We start from the raw sequence: 20,966 nt of genomic DNA, 5'->3' as shown, positions 1-20,966 counted from the left end.
AGCCTTCGCTTTTCCTTATCACCGCTTCATTGGCCGGTAAGTCCTCCGCGTTGTCAGCTTCCCACGTTCCGATGATTCTATCTGTACATACACTTTTAGGTGAATCCTCTAGTCCTGCTAGCTTGGACGTGCCTGTAACACGTCAAGGTGTTTCATAAAGACAATTCTTACTCCACCTCACTAGCGCCACGTACCGTGACAATGCCATTTCTAGCATCTATACCTCTAGAACCGTACATTCGGATTTTCGTCAGTTAGTTGTTGTTCACTAACATTCTCACCATGAGTGTTTTATAGACCCCCGGCTTATTTGCTGCACCTTCCACCTCTGGAAAGCTTTCGTCAACTTGACTTGTTACGGCAGCATTCAGCCGACTTCACCGAGCTTATAACCTCAAGATCCTTACCTATCTTGACGCTATTCGGAGGATCAGGGAGAGCCTTTCCGGGCGTTACTCCTTCATTCGACTCTTCGAATCATCAGTTCTCCCAGCTTTCGCTGGTGGCTAATCTTTTCAATTAGCAACGTGTCGCACTATCCTGATACTCATCAACGTGGATGTATTGAAATTTTCTTTGGTAGTATTCGAGGACTTCCGGGACGCGCTTGAACAATTGGATTGTCATCATGATCAGATCGTCAAAGTCAAGCGACTGGTTTTTCTTCAGGCGTTGCTGGTAAGCCTCGTATACGTCACTGACAATTTGGTCAAAAAAATCGCCCGCTTGTTTGGCGTACTGCTCAAAATCAATCAGTTCATTTTTCGCGCTGCTGATTTTCCCTAAAATCGCCCGTGGATCAAATTTTTTCGGATCCAGATTTTTTTCTTTTAAAAGGTTTTTAATGACCGATAGCTGGTCGGTCGCGTCAAGGATTGAAAAATTGCGGTTAAAGCCGATCCTGTCGATATCCCTCCGCAAAATGCGCACGCACATCGAATGGAAGGTGGATATCCACACTTCTTCAGCAGCACCACCCATGATCCCGGCAATCCTGTCTTTCATTTCGCGGGCGGCCTTATTGGTAAACGTAATCGCTAAAATATTATACGGATTCACGCCTTTTTCCACCATTAAATAGGCAACGCGGCGAGTCAGCACCCGCGTTTTGCCGCTTCCCGCCCCGGCAAGAATCAAAAGCGGCCCTTCCGTTGTTTTGACCGCTTCTTTCTGTTCGGGGTTCAGCCCGTTCAGAATACGGTCGGTTAAAAATTGCATGATTTCACCACCAAATGAGAATGTTTGTTCTATTTTATCACAAACCTGTTTGCTTTACAACCCGAACCGTTTTCACGGCCTCGTGTATATTTTCATAAACCACATTGCCGACGACCACTACATCTGCAGCCCGTGCCATCTCCGCAGCCTGTGCCGCAGTGCGGATGCCGCCGCCGTAAAACAAAACGGTATCTTCCAGTACTGTTTTCACTTTTTCAACAAGCTTTGGATCTCCGTAAGTGCCGCTGTATTCCAAATAAAAAACCGGAAACTTGAACATATGCTCCGCCATGCTTGCATAAGCGAGAACGTCGTCGTCATCAAGGCCGGTTGCTGCTTCTGCAAGCTGAGCGGCTTTACAGTCCGGATTTAAAATACAGTAGCCTTCCATGACGATCTCATTCCAATTCATCCATTCCCCGTATGCTTTCACTGCTTTATGGTGGGCACCGGTGATCCAAGTTGTATTTTTGCTGTTTAAAACCGCCGGAATCAAGTAAAGGTCATAAGCTGGTGCGATTGCGTCCGGATCCGATACTTCGAGGCAGCACGGCACGGCGTATCTTCTCACCCTTGACATTAACTGTAACGTGTTATCAAGGGTGACACCGTCCGTTCCACCGATAATCACTGCATCCGTGCCGGACTCGCAAACTTTTTCCAAATCTTTTTCCGAAATATCTTTATTCGGATCCAATTTGAAGGCATGCCGCCATTCACGCACATCATACATCAACCGGAAATCCTCCATTCTTCATCCATCATAGCCCATTATAGCATTTGAAGGTACAGGCAAAAAAGCTTTTCATCGGAACGGGAAAATATAACAGGCCTGCCCGGAAACGCCGCGCTTTCCCCCCATTAAAGCCGGAAAATCTCTCCTGTATGCTTATGCAAAAAAAGCGGTGCCGGCAGAAGGAAAAATGAAAAGCGCAACTTTTCTAGCAAGATGCGCCAAGCCCCGTGATTCTATCACGAAAAGCGGTTGTTCTGCGTAAAAAAAGCCCTTCTTTTAAAAGAAGAGCTTTTTCTTTTTATTCTGATGGTTCTTCTTCTGTACGGTTTTCCTGCCTTTGTTTTTTTTCGATCCGGTCGAGGACCATCTGGTAGGAATCGTTGCCATAATTCAGGCAGCGTTTGACACGGGAGATAGTAGCTGTGCTCGCGCCGGTTTCCGTCTCAATCGCATGGTACGTCTTATCGTTGCGCAGCATTCTCGCCACTTCCAGGCGCTGCGTCATCGCCTGAATTTCGTTGACGGTGCATAAATCGTCAAAAAAACGGTAGCACTCTTCAATCGTTTCAAGCGACAGGATCGCTTCAAACAGCTGATCCAGCGCTTTTCCGCGTAATTTGTCTATTTGCATAAACGTTTTTCTTCTCCTTTACTCTATTGCTTTCCAGCACGGCTCTGCCGGACTGCCCGAACCCCTGCCTAATCTGTAACGGTAACACTGCTTAAAGTTGGTACAATATTGATCCATGTTTTTCCCGGCACCAGTTTGACCGGTTCCCCGTTTTGATACGGAAGAATCCTGCCGTTGTCATTTTCCCATTCGACTTCCCGGAGCTTTCCCTTTTGGATGAGATACGCTTTGCCTCCAGATGTTAAATCAATATCCTTGCGCCCGTGACTGTCAATCAGCTTATGTTTAGCAGCAACAATGAACAAATTGTCGATGAGGACCGGTTGATCGTTGTTTGCATCCACCGTCTCCACCCCGCCAGAGTAGCGGTCATACTTTCCTTTTTCTGCGTTATACCGGTACACGGCATTTAAATTTTCCCGGCTTGAATAACGGATACTGACTTTCCCCGCAGAAATGCCCGAAATGTTTTTCACTTCATTGGCAGAGGCAAAAGAAAGAGGAGACGGAGGCTGGTTCATTACATAGCCTTTTTTCCGTGCGCCCTTTAAAATATTTTGATAAGTGATATAGGAATTATGGGGCGCTTTTCTGGCCGCCGACCGTTTGAACAAAGTGCCGTCATACTGCATGCCGTTCAGTTCATCGACATAGCCCGAATCGAGCAGCTTTTTCGCGCCCGGGCTGTAGCCGTGGGCAATATATAAAGCATCGTATCCCTTTGCCAGCTTGATGAAATACGGTCTGGCGCTCCGGACAGGCCCGAATTTGGCCGGCATATGGCTCTCAAAAATTGCGACAAACCGGGTGATTTCCCCTTCTGCCAGGGCTTCATAGACCACATCGGCTGAACTTAACCCTGACTGCGGGCGTGCAAGCGGATGATTATTGATCATGACGGCAACCGCCCGTTTTGCTGGCCTGTTTGTTGTCCGAAGCCCTGTCAGCGGTGCGGTCCACCGGTGTGCCGCAGATTTTCCGGCTCCCTGCTGCTGACTGCCTGTACCATGCTGGCGGCCGCATGCCGATAGCACCAACAGGAGGAACATCAGACCAATCAGTCGTTTCTTTCCCATTTTTGCAACTCCAATCACATTTCTTAAATACACCGAACGGCAAACCGCAACCTGCCGTACAGAAAGAGGTTTTTTAGAAACGAACCATCTCCCTTTTTACGCCACGCTTAACCATTTCCATTACTTTATTATTTTAACGCATTATTGTTGGAAAGAGTATCGTTTTCTTCATCACATCGTACATTCCTTTGGAAGTGATCCGGATATAGGGCAAATGGGTCGCGCATAAAAAGAGCAAAGAATACATCGGATCATCATATGCATAGCCGCGGTCCCTTAAAATACTGGAAAATTTTTTCATATCCCCGATCAGTTCATCCATGCTTTTATCCGACATGATGCCGCCGACCGGGAGCGGAATCTCATGGATGATTTTCCCGTTTTCCGCAATCACGATGCCGCCGCCCATTTCTTTCATCCGTTTAAATGCAAGCAGCATATCGCTCTTTGATTTTCCAATGCAAAGAATGTCGCCTGTTGATGAATAAGAAGAGGCAAGGCCCATCAGATTTTTGGCAAATCCTTTCACCAGTGTGTTGATCCGCCATTTTCCTTTTTTATTCATTAACATGAGAAAATTATCTTCATAGTTGTCCGGAAGCACTTCATACGATACGTCATACGAAATGGAGTACGGCCTTGTAATGACACTGTTGGACATCTCTAGTCCGAATGGCATGGAAAATTGCAAATCGTCCGGTTCGAGATCCCAATCCAGTTCAAGCGGGCCTTGACCGTACAATGCCCAATCGACCGGTTCTTCCGGTTCGATTCCTTTGCCATCTTTTTTCAACCAAACTCCTTTCGACAGAACCGAAACAGGCACCGGATTTGTTTCGCTCTCCAAAAAATTGATACTTGCCACCCGGCCTGTTGCAATGATACCGTGCAAATGCTGGATATTGTAGTAACGCGCCACATTGTAGCTTGCCATTAAGTATGCGTCCACCGGGGGCACCCCGTGTTCCATCGCGATTTGAATCATCCTGTCGATCACGCCTTCTTCGTAAAAAGCAGGCGAGCTGCCGTCGGTTGTAAAAAACATTTGATCATACTGGTCAATGCCGAGCGCTTTCATTTCATCCAGTAACACAGGCAGATCGGGGCGGATGGATGAGTGGCGCAAAGACACCGTGTATCCCTGCATCAGCCGGTTCAGTACTTCCTTGCCCGTCATCGCTTCATGGTCACAGTCTGCCCCAAACAGCATCATTTTTGCCAATGTTTTCTCGGAGGCACCCGGGAAATGGCCTTCAATTTTTTTCCGCATCCGCTTGGCTTCCTGAATCCAATGGAGTATTAAGTCGTCGCCGTCCGCCAGTTTCGGCCAGCCGGTCAATTCCCCTCCCTGCAGGACAGCATCATGCTCGAGCCACGATTTTACACACTCGTGAGAAAAAACCATTTCTTCGTCCACAAGCTCCGTCTGCCCGTCGAACCGGGCCCACCAATACATCGTAACCGGTGAATGGCGGAGCTTTTGCATCAGAGAAAACGCTTTCTTTTTGTCTGTTAATAAAACGAGCATGAGGTTATCGTTGATCAATGTTGTTGTCCCTTTTTGCGCTGCATAATGGGCAAAGGTTTGGGGATTATAAAGTTGAAACGGATGGACATGCGGTTCAATATACCCGGGCACAAGCCACTGCCCCGAGCAATCGGTGATTTCGCATCCGGATGTCTTTTCAGGCAGTTTTTCCCCGGTGTATACAATCCGGTCCTGATAAATCCAAATATTGCCCGTAACCCATTTTCTTAACGTCGAATGAAGAAACCGGGCATTTGTTAAAACCATGTCTGGCGAAAGCTTGCCGTCCAGCACGGCGACATGTTCCCTGATTTGTTTGTTTTTCCATCTGTAACGTTGGTCAAGCATTGTCTCATTCCTCCCTAGGGAGACCCTAATATATTCATATATTACCATATTTTATCCATTAAAGCAGTAAAGAAGTTCGAAAACATGGGAAAGGAGATGTTCATCATGAAAATCGCACCCAATATTGGCATTTTAAATGCCTTAATCCGGATTACGTGCGGGCTCACTTCGCTTGCATGGGCCACAGCTAAATTATCGAAAAAACCGGGGCGCTGCAGCTATTTATGTGTTGCGCTCATGGGTGCCATGAAAGTGGGAGAAGGGATTGTCCGTTACTGCCCTGTAACAGATCTCATTCAAAACCGGCAAATGAATGGCGGCCAGGAAGAAGTGTAAACGAGAAGGCAATATAAGGAATGGGAAACATTACCAACTGTGCAAAAAACATACCAGGCAAAAGGCCGGGATTTTCCAGCCTTTTGCCTCAAGGGCTAAGCCTGATTTCTTTTTCCGATATCTCTCCGGTAAAAAAAACCATCCAAACGGAGCCTTTCCAATTCATGATACAGTGCTTTTCTCGCTTCTTCCAGCGTACCGGCTCTCCTTCCGATGAAAAGAACCCTGCCGCCGTTTGATACAAGCCTTTCCCCCTCCAGACGCGTGCCGGCATGGAAAACAAAAGACTTCAATTTTGAAAGCGACGGAATGGGAATCCCTTTTTCGTACGCACCCGGATAGCCGTTTGCCGCAATCACAACCCCTAATACAGCTTCCTTGCGCCACTTGATGGAAGGAGTTTTGCCGTCCAACAGATCGAGAAAAATCTCTGCCAGATCCGATTCAAGCCTTTCGAGCACAACCTCCGTTTCCGGGTCACCGAAACGGGCATTGAATTCAATCACCTTTACGCCATTTTCGGTCAACATTAAGCCGGCATACAGGACGCCGGTAAACGGGCAGCCTTCCTCTTTCAACGCTCTAGCTGCCGGGCGCAAAATATGTTCCACTGCCTTTTTCACTTCTTCATCCGGGATTTGCGGAACCGGGGAGTAGGCGCCCATTCCGCCTGTATTCGGGCCGCTGTCACCGTCATAGGCACGCTTATGGTCGCGCGCGATGACCATGGGATACACTTCTTCTTCCCGGACAAACGCCATCAGGGAAAATTCTTCCCCTTTTAAAAATTCTTCTACAACCACTTGGTTTGAGGCTTCCCCGAATTTCTTCCCGATCAGGGCGGCACGGAGCGCATCCTTTGCTTCTCCCGGTGTCATCGCAACGGTTACACCTTTTCCGGCGGCGAGGCCGTCTGCTTTAATGACGATCGGTGCGCCTTTTTTTTCAATATGTTTTTCTGCCTCTGCATAGTCGGAAAAAACACGGTAATCCGCAGTCGGAATGCTGTATTTTTGCATCAGTTCTTTTGCGAATGCTTTGCTGCTTTCAATCCGAGCCGCTTGTTTTGTCGGCCCGAATATTTTCAAGCCGGCATTTTGAAATTCGTCGACAATCCCTGCGCTTAAAGGGGCTTCCGGACCGACAACTGTCAGTTCAATGCCCTTGTCTTTTGCAAAAGCAAGCAAAGAAGCCGTGTCCGTTTCATGGATCGGAACGATTTCGGCGATTTGCGCAATGCCGCCGTTTCCCGGTGCGCAATAAATTTTATCAACGCGGGCGCTTTCCGATAATTTTTTGCAGACGGCATGCTCGCGGCCGCCGCTGCCGATTACAAGTACTTTCATTTTAACGTGGCCTCCTCTCTTTGTCCATTATTTTGTAAGGTCTTCTGACTAATTTTATGATCTGATATAACGGGCACCCAGGGACAAATTTCCTGCCGAAACGTTCGCCGGTCCTGGCCGGACAGTGGCCTTCGCTTTTCTGTTTACCCGGCTCTGCTTCCCGGGCTTGCGTACTTCTGCGCCTTTTCCCTTTTGATAAGCGGGCATCGGTTCGCCTGCAGTCATTGTGTCCGCCAAAGTAAGCCGTACGCTGCGCTTTTCTGTTAGTGTTTAAAGTGGCGGATGCCGGTGAAGACCATGGCGATGCCGTATTCATCGGCCTTTTTAATGGAGTCTTCGTCGCGGATGGAGCCGCCCGGCTGGATGATCGCGGTAATGCCAGCTTTGGCAGCTGCTTCGACAGTGTCGTCCATCGGGAAAAACGCATCGGATGCCATCGCGGCTCCTTTTGCTTTTTCGCCGGCCTGGGCCAACGCAATTTCTGCCGCGCCAACGCGGTTCATCTGCCCGGCGCCGATGCCAAGCGTTTTTTCAGTATCCGTCACCACAATCGCATTTGATTTCACATGTTTTACCACTTTCCAGGCCAGTTTTAAAGCCTTCCATTCCTGTTCTGTCGGCTCACGTTTTGTGACAGTTTTCACTTGGGCTTCATCTAAAGTATAGGTGTCCTGATCCTGGATCAGCAGCCCGCCTTCTACGGAAGTAATGATTTTTTCCGGTTTGTGCGCTTCCGTAAAAGGCACAGTCAAAAGGCGGATATTTTTCTTGCTTGCCAAAATGTCAAACGCTTCGTCCGCAAACGACGGGGCAATTACAATTTCGAGAAAAATTTCATGTAGCAGCTTGGCCGTTTCCGGGTCAACAGGCCGGTTGAATGCGACGATGCCGCCGAAAATCGATTTCGAATCTGCCTCGTACGCTTTTTTATACGCTTCAAGCGCCGAATCTCCGACCCCGATGCCGCACGGATTCATATGCTTTACGGCTACAGCTGCCGGTTCCTTGAAATCTTTTACGATCTGCAGGGCGGCATCTGCATCGCGGATATTATTGTACGATAATGCTTTGCCGTGCAGCTGCCTTGCATGCGCAATCGAAAACGGCGAACCAAGCGGGTTAATATAAAAGCTTGCTTTTTGGTGCGGGTTTTCCCCGTAACGGAGCGTTTGCTTGAGCTCATATGTAAAAGTGACATTCTCCGGGGCCTCTTCGCCAACAAGCGTTGTCATATAATCGGCAATCATGGCGTCATACGCTGCTGTATGGCGGAAAACTTTTGCAGCCAACGCTTTTTTCGTATCTTTCGTCACATCGCCGTGCGTTTTGATTTCGTCAATCACTTTGCCGTAGTCCCCTGCGTCCGTAACAACGGTGACATATTCGAAATTTTTTGCAGCCGCACGCAGCATTGACGGTCCGCCGATATCAATATTTTCAATGGCCTCTTCTTCCGTGACATCCGCCTTTGCAATCGTCTCTCGGAACGGATAAAGGTTGACACAGACAAGGTCAATCGGTTTGATCCCGTGCGCTGCGATTTGCTGTTCATGGTCCGGCGTCCGTTTTGCCAAAAGCCCGCCGTGGATATTTGGATGGAGCGTTTTTACCCTGCCTTCCAAAATTTCCGGGAAACCTGTTACCTCTTCCACCCCCGTAACAGGCACGCCGGCTTCTTCCAGCGCTTTTTTCGTGCCGCCGGTTGAGAGAATTTCAAAGCCGAGCCCGCTCAAACTTTGTGCAAATGCCGTTACCCCTGTTTTATCCGATACACTGATTAATGCTCTTTTCATTCTGGTAAAACCTCCATGTTGGTTTGATTTTCCACTAGCTTCCTGAGCACATCCGGATACAGCATATGCTCTGTCTGATGAATTCTTGCCGCCAGTGTTTCGTATGTGTCCCCGTCAAGCACAGGGACAGCCGCCTGTGCAATAATCGGCCCGGTATCCATGCCTTCATCGACATAATGAACGGTTACGCCCGTTATTTTCACGCCTGCCGCAAGCGCCTGCCCGATCGCATTTTTTCCCGGGAGAGCCGGCAGCAACGACGGATGGATATTGATGATTTTCCGTGGATACTGATTCAGGAGCACCGGCCCGATCAGCCGCATATAGCCGGCCAGGATGATCCATTCAATCTGTTTTTTCTGTAACTGCGCCAAAATTTCCTGCTCATACGCCCGCTTATCCGGATACGTTTTCGGATTGAACACAAACGCCGGGATGTTTTCCTGTGCTGCCCGGCGGATGACATACGCATCTTCACGGTCACATACCAGCAGTTCAATCGCGGCATCAAGTTCCCCTTTTTTGACTGCATCACAAATCGCCTGGAAATTGGTGCCGCTGCCCGATGCAAAAACAGCCATTTTATGCATTGCCTCTGCTCCCTGCTGCAAAACGGACACCCGCCGTATTTGTAACATGGCCGATGATGAAAGCTTGTTCCCCGGACTGGTTGAAAAAGGAAACAGCGGCCTGTGCCTCTTCCGCCTTCACCGCGAGGACAAACCCGATTCCCATGTTAAAAACGTGAAACATCTCATCGCGGCTGACGTTACCGTAAGATGCCACAGCGGAAAAAACGGGTGGGACCGGCCATGAACCGAGGCTGATTTCAACACCGAGCCCGTCTCTGTGCATGCGCGGAATATTTTCATAAAACCCGCCGCCTGTTACATGTGCCATTCCTTTAACCTCAAATTTTTTCAACGCGGAAAGCACCGATTTGACGTAAATTTTGGTCGGGGTTAACAGCACTTCCCCAAGCGGCCGGCCCAGTTCCGGCAAAATCGTATCAACGGTCATCGCATGGTCTTTGAAAAAAATTTTCCGGATCAGCGAATAGCCGTTACTGTGAATGCCACTTGAGGCAAGACCGATTAAAACATCTCCGGGTGCGGTGTTACCCGTGACAAGCGCATCTTTTTCACATGCACCAACCGCAAATCCCGCCAAATCGTATTCGCCTTGTTCATACATATCCGGCATTTCCGCCGTTTCTCCGCCGACGAGTGCGCACCCTGCCTGCACACATCCTTCAGCCACGCCTTTTACAATTTGCTCAATCGTTTCCGGGTTCTGGCTGCCGCAACCGATATAATCGAGGAAAAAAAGCGGTTCCGCTCCCTGGACAATGATGTCATTGACGCACATGGCGACACAATCGATGCCGATCGTATCATGCTTATTTGTTAAAAAGGCAAGTTTCAGTTTCGTGCCGACGCCGTCCGTTCCGGAAACAAGCACGGGCTTCTCGTAATGGAGCGCGGATAAGTCAAACATGCCGCCAAATCCGCCGAGTGCACCGATTGCCCCCGCCCGGTTTGTCCGCGCCACATGCTTTCCCATCCGTTTGACCGCTTCATAGCCTGCTTCGATGTCGACGCCAGCATCCCGGTATGTGTTTGCCATAGGAATCCTCCGTTAATTGCTATTTTTGAATCAGTTCTTTTTCATGTGGCAGTACCGTATCCGGATAGATTTCCGTCGGATACTTGCCGGTAAAACAGGCGAGGCACTGGCCGCATGTTTCATTAATGGCCGGCCTGCCAATTGCTTCGAGCATATTGTCCACCGTCAAAAAAGTGAGGGTGTCCGCGCCGATCATCTGGCGGATTTCCTCCACGCTGTGGCGGGCTGCGATCAGTTCTTCATGCGTCGATGTGTCAATGCCGTAAAAACACGGATGTTTCATCGGCGGCGAGCTGATGCATACATGCACTTCCGTTGCCCCGGCATCGCGGAGCATGGTGACGATCCGTTTGCTTGTCGTTCCGCGCACGATCGAATCATCGACCATGACCACCCGCTTTCCTTCGACGATAGCGCGCACCGGCGACAGTTTCATTTTCACGCCCTGTTCGCGCAGCGACTGCGACGGCTGGATGAACGTGCGCCCGACATAGCGGTTTTTGATCAGGCCCATTTCATAGGGGATGCCGGATTGTTCCGCGTAACCGATCGCCGCCGAAATGCTTGAATCGGGCACGCCGGTTACGACATCCGCGTCAATGCCCGCCTGGATCGCAAGCCTTCTCCCCATATTTTTGCGTGCGGCATGAACGTTGATGCCGTGGATATTGCTGTCCGGCCGGGAAAAATAGACATATTCCATTGTACAAATGGCCGGATTCGCAGCATACGCATACTGCTCCGACTCAATGCCGCGGCTGCTGATCGATACGAGTTCACCAGGACGGATATCGCGGATAAACTCAGCCCCGACAATATCAAGCGCGCATGTTTCCGACGCAACGCAGTAAGCGTCGCCGATTTGTCCGAGTGAAAGTGGGCGCAAACCGTTTGGGTCAAGGGCGACGAGCAGCTCATCTTCAGTCATAACAGCAAATGCATACGCCCCCTTTAGCATCGTAAGCGCGCTTTTCATCTGTTCTTTCATGGTACGGTAGCCGCTTCTTTTCATTAAATGGGCGAGCACCTCTGTATCGGATGTCGTCTGGAAAATGCTGCCCTGCATTTCAAGCTGGTGCTTCAATGTATGCGCGTTGACGAGATTGCCATTATGCGCAAGCGCAAGGCTGCCGTTTTGCGAATGGAACAGAAGCGGCTGGACATTTTCAATCCCGCCACCACCCGCTGTTGCATAGCGGACATGCCCGAGGGCTGCATCCCCGTCAAGCCCGGCAAAAGACTGGGCTGAAAATACTTCCGTCACAAGCCCTTCCCCTTTTTTGCCAATGAGGCGCCCGTTTTGTTTGACTACGATACCCGCACCTTCTTGCCCCCTGTGCTGCAGGCTGTGGAGCCCGTAATAGGCAAGTTGCGCTGCATCTTTGTGGCCCCATACCGCGAAAATCCCGCATTCCTCATTTAATCCCTTTATTTCAGCAAGCATCTTAAGGCTCCTTTCCAAGCCGTTTCACATTCCGCTGTATCCGCCAGAATCCACGTCTCCCCGTTTTCCCCTTTGATGGTCATTTGCTTATCATCCGTGACATGGCCTATCCAAACAGCCTCATTCACCAAATTTTGAAAAACCTGCTGGTGCTCTTTTTTCACTGACACAATAAATCGTGACTGGGTTTCGCTGAATAACGCCGTAACCGGGTTGCCTTTTAAAACGACATGGGCCCCCAAATTTTCCGTCCCAAACAGGCATTCGGCGAGTGCCGGTGCAAAACCGCCTTCTGAGACGTCATGGGCGCTTTGCACAAGGCCGGACTGGATCGCAGCAAGCAGTTGGTGCTCTCGCCGGGCTTCGGTTTCCAAATCGAGTGCCGGCGGTTTTCCGGAAATTTGGCCGTCTGTAAGCTTTTGCAGTTCGCTGCCACCGAATTCCGGTTTTGCTTCCCCGATTAGATAAATGAGGTCACCAGCCTGTTTAAATGTCTGCGTGGTCGCATGAGTAATGTCTTCGAGAAGCCCGACCATGCCGACAATCGGTGTCGGATACACGGCCTGTACGGACACTTCCCCATTTCCTGTTTTTTGCAATGTTTCATTGTACAGTGAGACATTGCCGCCAATGACCGGTGTTTCAAGCGCGCGGCACGCTTCGCTCATGCCGTCTGCTGCCTTTTCGAGCTGCCAGAAAATTTCCGGTTTTTCCGGTGCGCCGAAGTTCAGGCAGTCTGTCACGCCAAGCGGCTGGGCCCCGGAACAGACAATGTTGCGCGCCGCTTCCGCCACTGCGATTTTCCCGCCCGTTTCCGGATCCAAATAGACGTAGCGGGCGTTGCAGTCCGTTGTCATCGCGAGCGCTTTTCTTGTCCCGCGTATCCGGATGACGGCTGCATCTGATCCCGGCATGACCACCGTGTTCGTCCGCACCTGATAGTCGTACTGTTCATACACCCATTCTTTGCTGGCAATGGTTGGCTGTTTGAGCAATTGGAAAAAGGTTTCCTGAAGATTTTCCACCGCCGGAATTTGCGGTTTCATCACCTGATAGGCCGCAAAGTAAGCCGGCTCTTTGGACGGTTTATGGTAGACGGGCGCATCCTCTGCAAGCGCATCGGCCGGCACATCTGCGACAAGTTCGCCGTGGTGGTACAGTTTCAGCCTTTTATCATCGGTTACCGTTCCGATGGCAACAGCATCGAGCCCGTATTTTTGAAAAAGGCGGATGATTTCCGGTTCCCGGCCCTTTTTTACGACAATCAGCATCCGTTCCTGCGATTCGGAGAGCATCATTTCGTATGGTGTCATCCCGGTTTCGCGTTGCGGAATGCGGTCAAGATTCATCACAAGCCCGACGCCCGCCTTGCTGGCCATTTCGGAAGAGGAGCTGATGAGCCCGGCCGCCCCCATATCCTGGATGCCGACGAGCGCATCATGGCGGACAAGTTCGAGGCAGGCTTCAAGGAGCAGTTTTTCCATAAACGGATCGCCAACCTGGACTGCCGGACGCTTTTCATCCGAATCTTCGCTGAGCTGCCCGGAGGCAAAAGTGGCGCCGTGGATGCCATCCCTTCCTGTTTTTGCGCCGACATACATGACCGTGTTGCCGATGCCGCGCGCCTGCCCTTTTTGAATGTCTTTATGTTCGATCAGGCCGACGCACATCGCGTTGACGAGCGGATTGCCGTCATAACACGGGTCAAATGCCACTTCTCCGCCGACTGTCGGAATGCCGATGCAATTGCCGTAGCCCGCAATTCCGGCAACGACTTCTTTGAAAAGATGTTTCACCCGCGGAGAATCGAGTTCGCCGAAACGGAGCGAATTGAGGAGCGCAACCGGCCTTGCCCCCATCGAAAACACATCGCGGATAATCCCGCCGACACCCGTTGCCGCGCCCTGGTACGGTTCAATCGCAGACGGGTGGTTATGGCTTTCAATTTTAAAAACAACCGCCAGCCCGTCGCCGATATCGATGATGCCGGCGCCTTCCCCGGGCCCCTGGAGAACGCGTTCGCCTTTTACCGGAAACTTTTTTAAGACCGGCTTAGAATTTTTATAGCTGCAATGTTCCGACCACATGACGGCAAACAGCCCTGTTTCGGTATAATTCGGCGTCCGGCCGAGAATCGCTTCGACCCGTGCGAATTCTTCGTCTGTCAGCCCGATTTCACGGTAAATCTTTTGGCTCTTGATTTCGGCCGGTCCTGGTTCAAGCAATAACGGCATGGGATTCCCTCCAGTTTTTCACAATGGATTTGAACAGCTTCAAGCCGTCCGTGCTTCCGAGTAATGTCTCAACGGCCCGTTCCGGATGGGGCATCATCCCGAGTACATTACCTTGTTCGTTCATAATTCCCGCAATATTGGCAATACTCCCGTTAGGATTTTCCCCGTACGTGAACACAATTTGCCTATTTTCTTTCAGCTTTTCGAGCGTTTCTTTATCACAAGTATAGTTCCCTTCCCCGTGGGCAACTGGAATCCGGATCGTTTCCCCATGTTCATACAGGGAAGTAAACATCGTTACGGCATTTTCGACCACAAGCGGTACCGTTTTGCAGACGAATTTCAAGCCTGCGTTCCGGAGCATGGCCCCTGGCAAAAGGCCGGCTTCAAGCAGAATTTGAAACCCGTTGCAGACGCCGAGCACCGGTTTGCCTTCTTCAGCAGCTCTTTGAACAGCCTGCATAACCGGCGAAAAGCGTGCGATCGCGCCTGTCCGCAAATAGTCGCCGTACGAAAAACCGCCCGGCAGGAGGATCCCGTCAAATCCATCTAAACAATCCGCATCATGGCGGACGTATGCCGCTTCTTCACCAAGTGCATCTTGAATCGCATGAAACATATCGGTGTCACAGTTCGATCCCGGAAAAACAAGACATGCAAACTTCACGGCGCAACACACTCCTCAATTTCATAGCGGTAGTCTTCGATGACAGGATTTGAGAGCACCCGCCCGCACACTTCCCGGATGACGTCATCCAGGTCCCGGTCCGTTTTTTCTATAAGCAGCTCCAAATATTTTCCGGCCCGCACGTCCTGCACTTCGCTGTAGCCGAGCTGGGCAAGCGACTGTTTGATGGCAACCCCTTGTGGATCAAGGATGCCTTCGCGCAAGGTGACATAGACTTTCACTTTATACATGCGAAATATCTCCTCTCAAGCGATTTAAGATTTCCTGGTAAACTTCCGTTAAACTGCCCAAATCCCGGCGGAACACATCTTTATCCAACTTTTCATTCGTTGCCCGGTCCCAGAGCCTGCACGTATCCGGGGAAATTTCATCAGCCAACAGGATCGCCCCGTCACGTCCGCGTCCGAACTCGAGTTTGAAATCCACAAGGCGGACGCCGATTTCGGCAAACAGCGCCTTTAGGCTCTCATTTACAGCCAGTGCCTGTTTTCTTAAAAACTGCAAATCTTCCGAACTTGCAATCCCTAAAAGCCGTACATGGTCTTCTGTAATGAGCGGGTCGCCGAGTTCATCCTTTTTATAATAAAATTCGACAACCGGCTGCCCGGCCGGCGTTCCTTCTTCAAGCCCGAGGCGCTTTGCAAGGCTGCCCGCCACGACATTGCGGACGACTACTTCAAGCGGGATGATCTCCACCCGGCGCACAAGCTGTTCGCGTTCCGATATTTTACGGATAAAATGGCTCTTGACCCCTTTTTCCGCAAGCCGCTTAAAGATCAGGCTGGAAATCTCATTGTTCAGCTGCCCTTTTCCTTCAATCTCCGCTTTTTTCACGCCATTAAACGCGGTGGCCGAGTCTTTATACTCAACGCGCAATACATCCGGATCCTCTGTTTCATACAACCGTTTTGCTTTCCCCTCGTATACAAGCATGCGCCTGCCTCCTTAAGCCTGCTGCAAATTTTGCAGCCGCTTTTTATTTTCCGGGACAGCCGGGCTGGATTCACCCGGCCGCCCCGGTTCAGTTCAACCCGAGACGGTCAAAAATCGTATCGACATGTTTCAAATGATAATGGTAGTCAAAGCATGCCTCGAGTTCCGCTTCCGTGAGCCTGCTTTGGATGGCCGGGTCTTTTTTCAACAGTTCCTTAAACGGTACCTGTTTCTCCCACGACTCCATCGCTTTTGGCTGCACCGTATCGTATGCCGCTTCACGGGACATGCCTTTATCAATCAAAGCAAGCAAAACCCGCTGTGAATAAATGAGACCGAGCGTTTTGTCCATGTTCCGTTTCATATTTTCCGGGAAGACGGTCAGGTTTTTCACAATATTGCCGAACCGGTTCAGCATATAATTAATAGCAATCGTTGCATCCGGCAAAATAATCCGTTCCGCGGAAGAATGCGAGATGTCGCGCTCATGCCAAAGGGAGACATTTTCATACGCCGTTACCATATAGCCGCGCAGCACCCGCGCCATCCCGGTCATATTTTCCGAACCGATCGGGTTGCGTTTATGCGGCATCGCGGACGATCCTTTCTGCCCTTTGCTGAAAAACTCTTCCACTTCACGGGTTTCGCTTTTTTGCAGCCCCCTGATTTCCGTAGCAAATTTTTCAATCGATGTCGCAATCAAAGACAAGGTCGCGATGTAATAAGCGTGGCGGTCGCGTTGCAGCGTTTGTGTGGAAATTGGCGCCGGCTTTAAGCCGAGTTTTTCGCAGACATACTGCTCAACGAACGGGTCGATGTTGGCATATGTCCCGACAGCACCGCTTAATTTCCCGTAACGGATGCCGTCCGCCGCTTGCCTGAAGCGTTCGAGATTCCGTTTCATTTCTTCGTGCCAGAGCGCCATTTTCAGGCCAAAAGTGGTCGGTTCGGCATGGACGCCGTGGGTACGGCCCATCATGACGGTGTATTTATGTTCAATTGCTTTTTGCTTTAAAATTTCAATAAAACGTTCAAGGTCTTTTTCAATGATTTCATTTGCCTGTTTGATCAAATAAGAAAGCGCCGTATCGACCACATCCGTGGACGTCAGCCCGTAATGCACCCATTTTCTTTCTTCGCCGAGCGACTCCGAAACGGCCCTTGTAAAAGCGACAACATCGTGGCGCGTTTCCTGCTCAATTTCTAAAATTCTTTCAACATCAAATCTGGCATTTTCACGGATTTTTTGCACATCTGCTTTCGGGATTTCCCCAAGCTCCGCCCATGCTTCACAGGCAAGGATTTCCACTTCAAGCCATGCTTTGTATTTATTTTCGTCTGTCCAGATGGCGCCCATTTCAGGCCTTGTATAGCGTTCAATCATTCACTGCTGCCTCCGATCGTTTCTGTACATCCTGCCATACACCGGATTGTTCAAGGGAAAGCAAAGTCTCTTCGATTTCCTCTGTCAGCACTGTAATATGGCCCATCTTCCGCTGGAATTTCGCTTCTTTTTTGCCGTAAAGATGGACCGACCACTCCGGCTGGTAAGGAATTTGCGTAAGCGCCCTTTCGACGTGCTGGCCGAGCAGATTGACCATGACAGCCGGTTTTAAAAGTTCCACTTTGCGGAGCGGCCAGTTGCAGATCGCGCGGATATGCTGGCCAAACTGCGAAATCGAACAGGCTTCAATTGAGTAATGTCCGGAATTATGCGGGCGCGGTGCCAGTTCATTGACATAAAGCGTACCGTCCGCTTCTAAAAACATTTCGACTGCAAGCGTACCGGTTAAATGAAGCCGCTCTGCCACCTTTAGGGCGAGTTGCTCCGCCTCTTTTTTCACCGTATTTTCCACCCGTGCCGGCGCGATTGTTTGATGCAAAATATGGTTGTGATGAATATTTTCAACTACCGGAAAAAGGCTCGTTTCCCCTGCTTCGTTCCGGGTGATGATGACAGAAAGTTCCTTTGTAAATGGAATCATTTTTTCAAGGACACATGCGCCGTGGGCAAGAAGCGGATCCGTTTCCTTAAGATCCCCTTCATGCCGAAGCGTGATCTGCCCTTTTCCATCATAACCGCCACGCGCCGTTTTTAAAATACATGGATAGCCAATTTCCGCAACAGCTTCTTTCAAATCCGCCGCGTTTTCAACGACGCGGTACGGCGCAACTCGGACGCCTGCTTTTGCAACCGCTTCTTTTTCAAAAATACGGTCCTGCGTGATCCGGATCAGCTCCGCTCCTTGTGGGACATGGGCAAATCCGGTGGCCTTTTTCAATGTTTCATAATCGATATTTTCAAATTCGTAGGTGAGCACATCGCATCGTTCCCCGAGCGCCCGCAATGCCGCTTCATCATCATATGGCGCCGTGATTTGCCCGTCCGCTACCTGCGCACACGGGCAATCCGGCACAGGATCAAGGACAATGATCCGGAAACCTGCCTCTTTTGCGGCAAGGGCCATCATTCTCCCGAGTTGGCCACCGCCGATGATGCCGATTGTACTCCCCGGTTTAATCATTTTCCTGTTCAAGTTGATCACTGCTTTCATATACGTTTTTCGAAAGTCTTTCCCGCCTTTGTTCAAGCCTTTTGGCAATATGTTCGTTTGTTATGGATAAAATTTGGGCGGCAAGCAGTCCGGCATTCGTTGCGCCCGCTTTTCCGATCGCGACCGTTGCAACCGGGACACCGCCCGGCATTTGCACGATTGAAAGCAAAGAGTCAAGGCCGTTCAACGCTTTCGACTGGACCGGCACGCCGATGACTGGCAACGTCGTTTTTGCTGCGACCATCCCCGGCAAATGAGCCGCGCCGCCTGCTCCCGCAATGATGACTTTTACGCCCCTGCTTCTTGCCTGTTCCGCATATTGAAACATCAGATCCGGCGTCCGGTGTGCAGAGACGACTTTTTTCTCGTAAGGCACGTTCAATTCATCCAGCACGCCGCATGCATGTTTCATCGTTTCCCAGTCTGAAATGCTGCCCATAATGATGCCAACTTCAACTGCCACCTGCATCCCTCCCCTATTTATGTACAAAAAAAACCCGGACAGATCTGCCCGCTCTTTTTTAGAGAGAAAGCAGTCCATCCGGGTGCAGCACAAATAAGCATGGAAAACCTTGTGATTCCCAACTTCCGCTTTCCCTCATAGTCCGATTATTTACGGTAACCGGGTAGAGACGTATGGGCCGTATTCCCATTATATATGAGGGTCATATTCACTTTGTATTTTTATCTTAACAGGGAGAGTTGTTGCTGTCAACGAATAATTCATGTTTTACAGGTCGGGAATGTTCGGGTCTGAACTTGTTTTTCTTCCTTCAAAAATAATTTTTCTCGTGACCGGCTCATATTCTTTCTTGCCGTTTTTCTTGACTTCCCGGAACACCGGCTTTTCGATTCTTCTGACCGGTTGGAAGCCTTCTTTTTCCATTCTTGCCAGACAGTCCGCAATGGTCTCATTTTCAAACACTTCAAACTGTTTTTTCATTTGTTCAATTTTCCTTTCTTCACCGCTTTTACCCAAAAACCGCCGTAAATGGTTTTCGGCTCGTATGCAATGATAAAGGCCTTTGGATCAATCGTCTTTATCGCTTGGTATAATTTCAGCTCATATTTCCTCGGCGTCAAAACCTGGAGGGCAATCCGATCCCCTTCAAGCCCGTGCGCATCCCATGTAGTCACGCCGTAGCCGCTTTCCCGCAATTTTTTTGCCAAATCTAGATTTGCCCCTGTTGTAATGACATTGACCGTAATATAGCCGAGCGCCAGTTTTTCTTCAATTTTCATCCCCACCATAACACCGATTCCGTAACCGGCCGCATACGCAATAATGTTTTGGATCTTATTCAGATTGTCAAGAACAAGCCCGAGACCGATGATATACACGATAATTTCAACCATGCTGACAAAAGCGGCAATATACCGGTATCCTTTTAACGTTAGAATCATCCTCGTTGTCGAAAAGGATACATAGATAATATTAACAACAAAAATAATCAGTACCGTGACAATACTATTGTGGAGCAATGATTTTCCCCCTCCTCATCACACATTCATTTTGCTTCTTTTCCATCATATCACGGCCGGAGCAAAGTAAACGTGTCCATAAGCATGATTTTTTATGATAAAACTTTTTTGTGATACGATAGGGGGTAATCGAAAGAAATGGGGTGTTCATATGAAAATTGAAGTGTGGTCTGACTTTGTCTGTCCATTTTGCTATATTGGAAAACGGCGTTTGGAAATGGCACTGGCACAATTTCCGCACCGGGACCAGGTGGAAGTTGAATTTAAAGCTTTTGAACTTGACCCTGCTGCTGAAAAAGGCATTGGAAAAAATATCCATGAAGCGATTGCCGAAAAATACGGCATCAGCATGGAAGAAGCAAAACAGGCAAACCACGGCATCGGTGAACAGGCGGCAACGGTCGGGCTTCGTTATGATTTTGACAACATGAAGCCGACAAACACGCTGGATGCACACCGCCTTGAAAAATTTGCCGCGGCTGAAGGCAAAGGAGCGGAACTCGCCGAAAAACTGTTCCACGCCTATTTTACAGACGGCGCATATATCGGTGACCACGAAACACTTGCCACGATCGCCGAATCTGCAGGTCTCAGCCGGGAAAAAACTTTGGAAGTGCTTCGTGACCCGAACGCCCACTTAAATGATGTACGCGTAGATGAAGCCATCGCACAGCAATACGGCATCACCGGCGTCCCGTTTTTTATTCTCAACCAAAAATACGCCATCTCCGGCGCCCAGCCGCTCGAAACCTTTACAAGCGCCCTTCAGAAAGTATGGCAGGAAGAAGCCGCAGCACCGGTGCTGCAAGACCTGTCCACCGAAGAAGACGTTGCCTGTGCAGATGGAAGCTGCATTATACCGGGGAAGGAAGAAAAGTAACCATGTTATAAAAGGCAGGGATATTCCCTGCCTTTTTAAAATACGCCTATGGGCACTCTTTCTGTATCCGCTGATGGTTAGAAAAATTTGTTCGCGGATTTAGAAAAAGCAA

At 49.8% G+C, this 20,966-nt stretch carries 20 protein-coding genes, 1 pseudogene and 1 riboswitch; of the genes and pseudogenes, 2 read left to right on the top strand and 19 right to left on the bottom strand.

Features of this window, described 5'->3' with window-relative positions:
* Positions 1-534 precede the first annotated feature (534 nt).
* From BCOA_RS25585 to BCOA_RS25565, 5 genes and pseudogenes are all read right to left on the bottom strand, one after another.
* Positions 535-1,218: pseudogene (locus BCOA_RS25585) on the bottom strand (UvrD-helicase domain-containing protein); the annotation flags it as partial.
* 37 nt (positions 1,219-1,255) lie between these two features.
* Complete coding sequence (locus tag BCOA_RS25580; RefSeq protein WP_014096913.1) at positions 1,256-1,951, bottom strand: heptaprenylglyceryl phosphate synthase; 696 nt, start codon at positions 1,949-1,951, stop codon at positions 1,256-1,258.
* A gap of 301 nt (positions 1,952-2,252) precedes the next feature.
* Positions 2,253-2,585, bottom strand: coding sequence for a YerC/YecD family TrpR-related protein (locus BCOA_RS25575; RefSeq protein WP_014096912.1), 333 nt, complete (start codon positions 2,583-2,585; stop codon positions 2,253-2,255).
* A 68-nt stretch (positions 2,586-2,653) separates the two neighbouring features.
* Positions 2,654-3,661, bottom strand: coding sequence for a DUF3048 domain-containing protein (locus BCOA_RS25570; protein WP_014096911.1), 1,008 nt, complete (start codon positions 3,659-3,661; stop codon positions 2,654-2,656).
* Between the two features lie 133 nt (positions 3,662-3,794).
* Positions 3,795-5,537, bottom strand: coding sequence for an adenine deaminase C-terminal domain-containing protein (locus tag BCOA_RS25565; protein ID WP_014096910.1), 1,743 nt, complete (start codon positions 5,535-5,537; stop codon positions 3,795-3,797).
* A 105-nt stretch (positions 5,538-5,642) separates the two neighbouring features.
* On the opposite strand from BCOA_RS25565, the gene BCOA_RS25560 reads away from it, so the two are divergent.
* Entirely contained in the window at positions 5,643-5,873 is a 231-nt protein-coding gene (locus tag BCOA_RS25560) for a YgaP family membrane protein (protein WP_014096909.1), read from the top strand.
* Positions 5,874-5,968: 95 nt separating this feature from the next.
* Here the strand turns inward: BCOA_RS25560 and purD are convergent, their stop codons facing one another.
* The 14 genes from purD to BCOA_RS25490 form a co-directional block, all read right to left on the bottom strand.
* Positions 5,969-7,219 carry a phosphoribosylamine--glycine ligase gene (purD, locus tag BCOA_RS25555; RefSeq protein ID WP_014096908.1) on the bottom strand — a complete coding sequence of 417 codons (1,251 nt, stop codon included), beginning with the start codon at positions 7,217-7,219 and terminating at the stop codon, positions 5,969-5,971.
* Positions 7,220-7,482: 263 nt separating this feature from the next.
* Positions 7,483-9,012: a bifunctional phosphoribosylaminoimidazolecarboxamide formyltransferase/IMP cyclohydrolase gene (gene purH, locus BCOA_RS25550; RefSeq protein WP_014096907.1), complete on the bottom strand. Its 1,530-nt coding sequence runs from the start codon at positions 9,010-9,012 to the stop codon at positions 7,483-7,485.
* Positions 9,009-9,602 carry a phosphoribosylglycinamide formyltransferase gene (gene purN, locus BCOA_RS25545; protein WP_014096906.1) on the bottom strand — a complete coding sequence of 198 codons (594 nt, stop codon included), beginning with the start codon at positions 9,600-9,602 and terminating at the stop codon, positions 9,009-9,011. Before purN ends, purH begins: the two co-directional genes overlap by 4 nt.
* Positions 9,595-10,638, bottom strand: a complete 1,044-nt coding sequence (gene purM / locus BCOA_RS25540) for a phosphoribosylformylglycinamidine cyclo-ligase (protein ID WP_014096905.1) — start codon at positions 10,636-10,638, stop codon at positions 9,595-9,597. Before purM ends, purN begins: the two co-directional genes overlap by 8 nt.
* A 19-nt stretch (positions 10,639-10,657) precedes the next feature.
* Positions 10,658-12,082, bottom strand: a complete 1,425-nt coding sequence (gene purF, locus BCOA_RS25535; protein WP_014096904.1) for an amidophosphoribosyltransferase — start codon at positions 12,080-12,082, stop codon at positions 10,658-10,660.
* Positions 12,067-14,316 carry a phosphoribosylformylglycinamidine synthase subunit PurL gene (gene purL / locus BCOA_RS25530; RefSeq protein WP_014096903.1) on the bottom strand — a complete coding sequence of 750 codons (2,250 nt, stop codon included), beginning with the start codon at positions 14,314-14,316 and terminating at the stop codon, positions 12,067-12,069. Before purL ends, purF begins: the two co-directional genes overlap by 16 nt.
* Positions 14,300-14,983 carry a phosphoribosylformylglycinamidine synthase subunit PurQ gene (purQ, locus tag BCOA_RS25525; protein WP_014096902.1) on the bottom strand — a complete coding sequence of 228 codons (684 nt, stop codon included), beginning with the start codon at positions 14,981-14,983 and terminating at the stop codon, positions 14,300-14,302. The genes purL and purQ overlap by 17 nt, the downstream gene beginning before the upstream one ends.
* The gene (gene purS / locus BCOA_RS25520) at positions 14,980-15,234 is read right to left on the bottom strand and encodes a phosphoribosylformylglycinamidine synthase subunit PurS (RefSeq protein ID WP_013860601.1); all 255 of its coding nucleotides are present in this window, start codon (positions 15,232-15,234) and stop codon (positions 14,980-14,982) included. The genes purQ and purS overlap by 4 nt, the downstream gene beginning before the upstream one ends.
* Positions 15,227-15,937: a phosphoribosylaminoimidazolesuccinocarboxamide synthase gene (gene purC / locus BCOA_RS25515; RefSeq protein WP_014096901.1), complete on the bottom strand. Its 711-nt coding sequence runs from the start codon at positions 15,935-15,937 to the stop codon at positions 15,227-15,229. Before purC ends, purS begins: the two co-directional genes overlap by 8 nt.
* Before the next feature lie 88 nt (positions 15,938-16,025).
* Entirely contained in the window at positions 16,026-17,321 is a 1,296-nt protein-coding gene (gene purB / locus BCOA_RS25510; RefSeq protein WP_014096900.1) for an adenylosuccinate lyase, read from the bottom strand.
* The gene (gene purK / locus BCOA_RS25505; protein ID WP_014096899.1) at positions 17,314-18,474 is read right to left on the bottom strand and encodes a 5-(carboxyamino)imidazole ribonucleotide synthase; all 1,161 of its coding nucleotides are present in this window, start codon (positions 18,472-18,474) and stop codon (positions 17,314-17,316) included. The genes purB and purK overlap by 8 nt, the downstream gene beginning before the upstream one ends.
* The gene (gene purE / locus BCOA_RS25500) at positions 18,455-18,961 is read right to left on the bottom strand and encodes a 5-(carboxyamino)imidazole ribonucleotide mutase (RefSeq protein WP_041818007.1); all 507 of its coding nucleotides are present in this window, start codon (positions 18,959-18,961) and stop codon (positions 18,455-18,457) included. Before purE ends, purK begins: the two co-directional genes overlap by 20 nt.
* A 112-nt stretch (positions 18,962-19,073) precedes the next feature.
* Positions 19,074-19,174: riboswitch (purine riboswitch) on the bottom strand.
* Positions 19,175-19,222: 48 nt separating this feature from the next.
* Positions 19,223-19,435 (bottom strand): NETI motif-containing protein, encoded by a 213-nt coding sequence (locus BCOA_RS25495; RefSeq protein WP_014096897.1) that lies wholly within the window; start codon positions 19,433-19,435, stop codon positions 19,223-19,225.
* Positions 19,432-19,974: a DUF2179 domain-containing protein gene (locus tag BCOA_RS25490; RefSeq protein WP_014096896.1), complete on the bottom strand. Its 543-nt coding sequence runs from the start codon at positions 19,972-19,974 to the stop codon at positions 19,432-19,434. Before BCOA_RS25490 ends, BCOA_RS25495 begins: the two co-directional genes overlap by 4 nt.
* Before the next feature lie 151 nt (positions 19,975-20,125).
* Here BCOA_RS25490 and BCOA_RS25485 point away from each other — a divergent pair, with 151 nt between their 5' ends.
* Positions 20,126-20,854 (top strand): DsbA family oxidoreductase, encoded by a 729-nt coding sequence (locus tag BCOA_RS25485; RefSeq protein WP_014096895.1) that lies wholly within the window; start codon positions 20,126-20,128, stop codon positions 20,852-20,854.
* Positions 20,855-20,966 lie beyond the last annotated feature (112 nt).

The organism is Heyndrickxia coagulans 36D1 (assembly GCF_000169195.2).
Taxonomy (GTDB): Bacteria; Bacillota; Bacilli; order Bacillales; family Bacillaceae_C; genus Weizmannia; species Weizmannia faecalis.
Note: the sequence above shows the minus strand (reverse complement) of the source record. Positions and strands in the feature narration are given on the sequence as shown.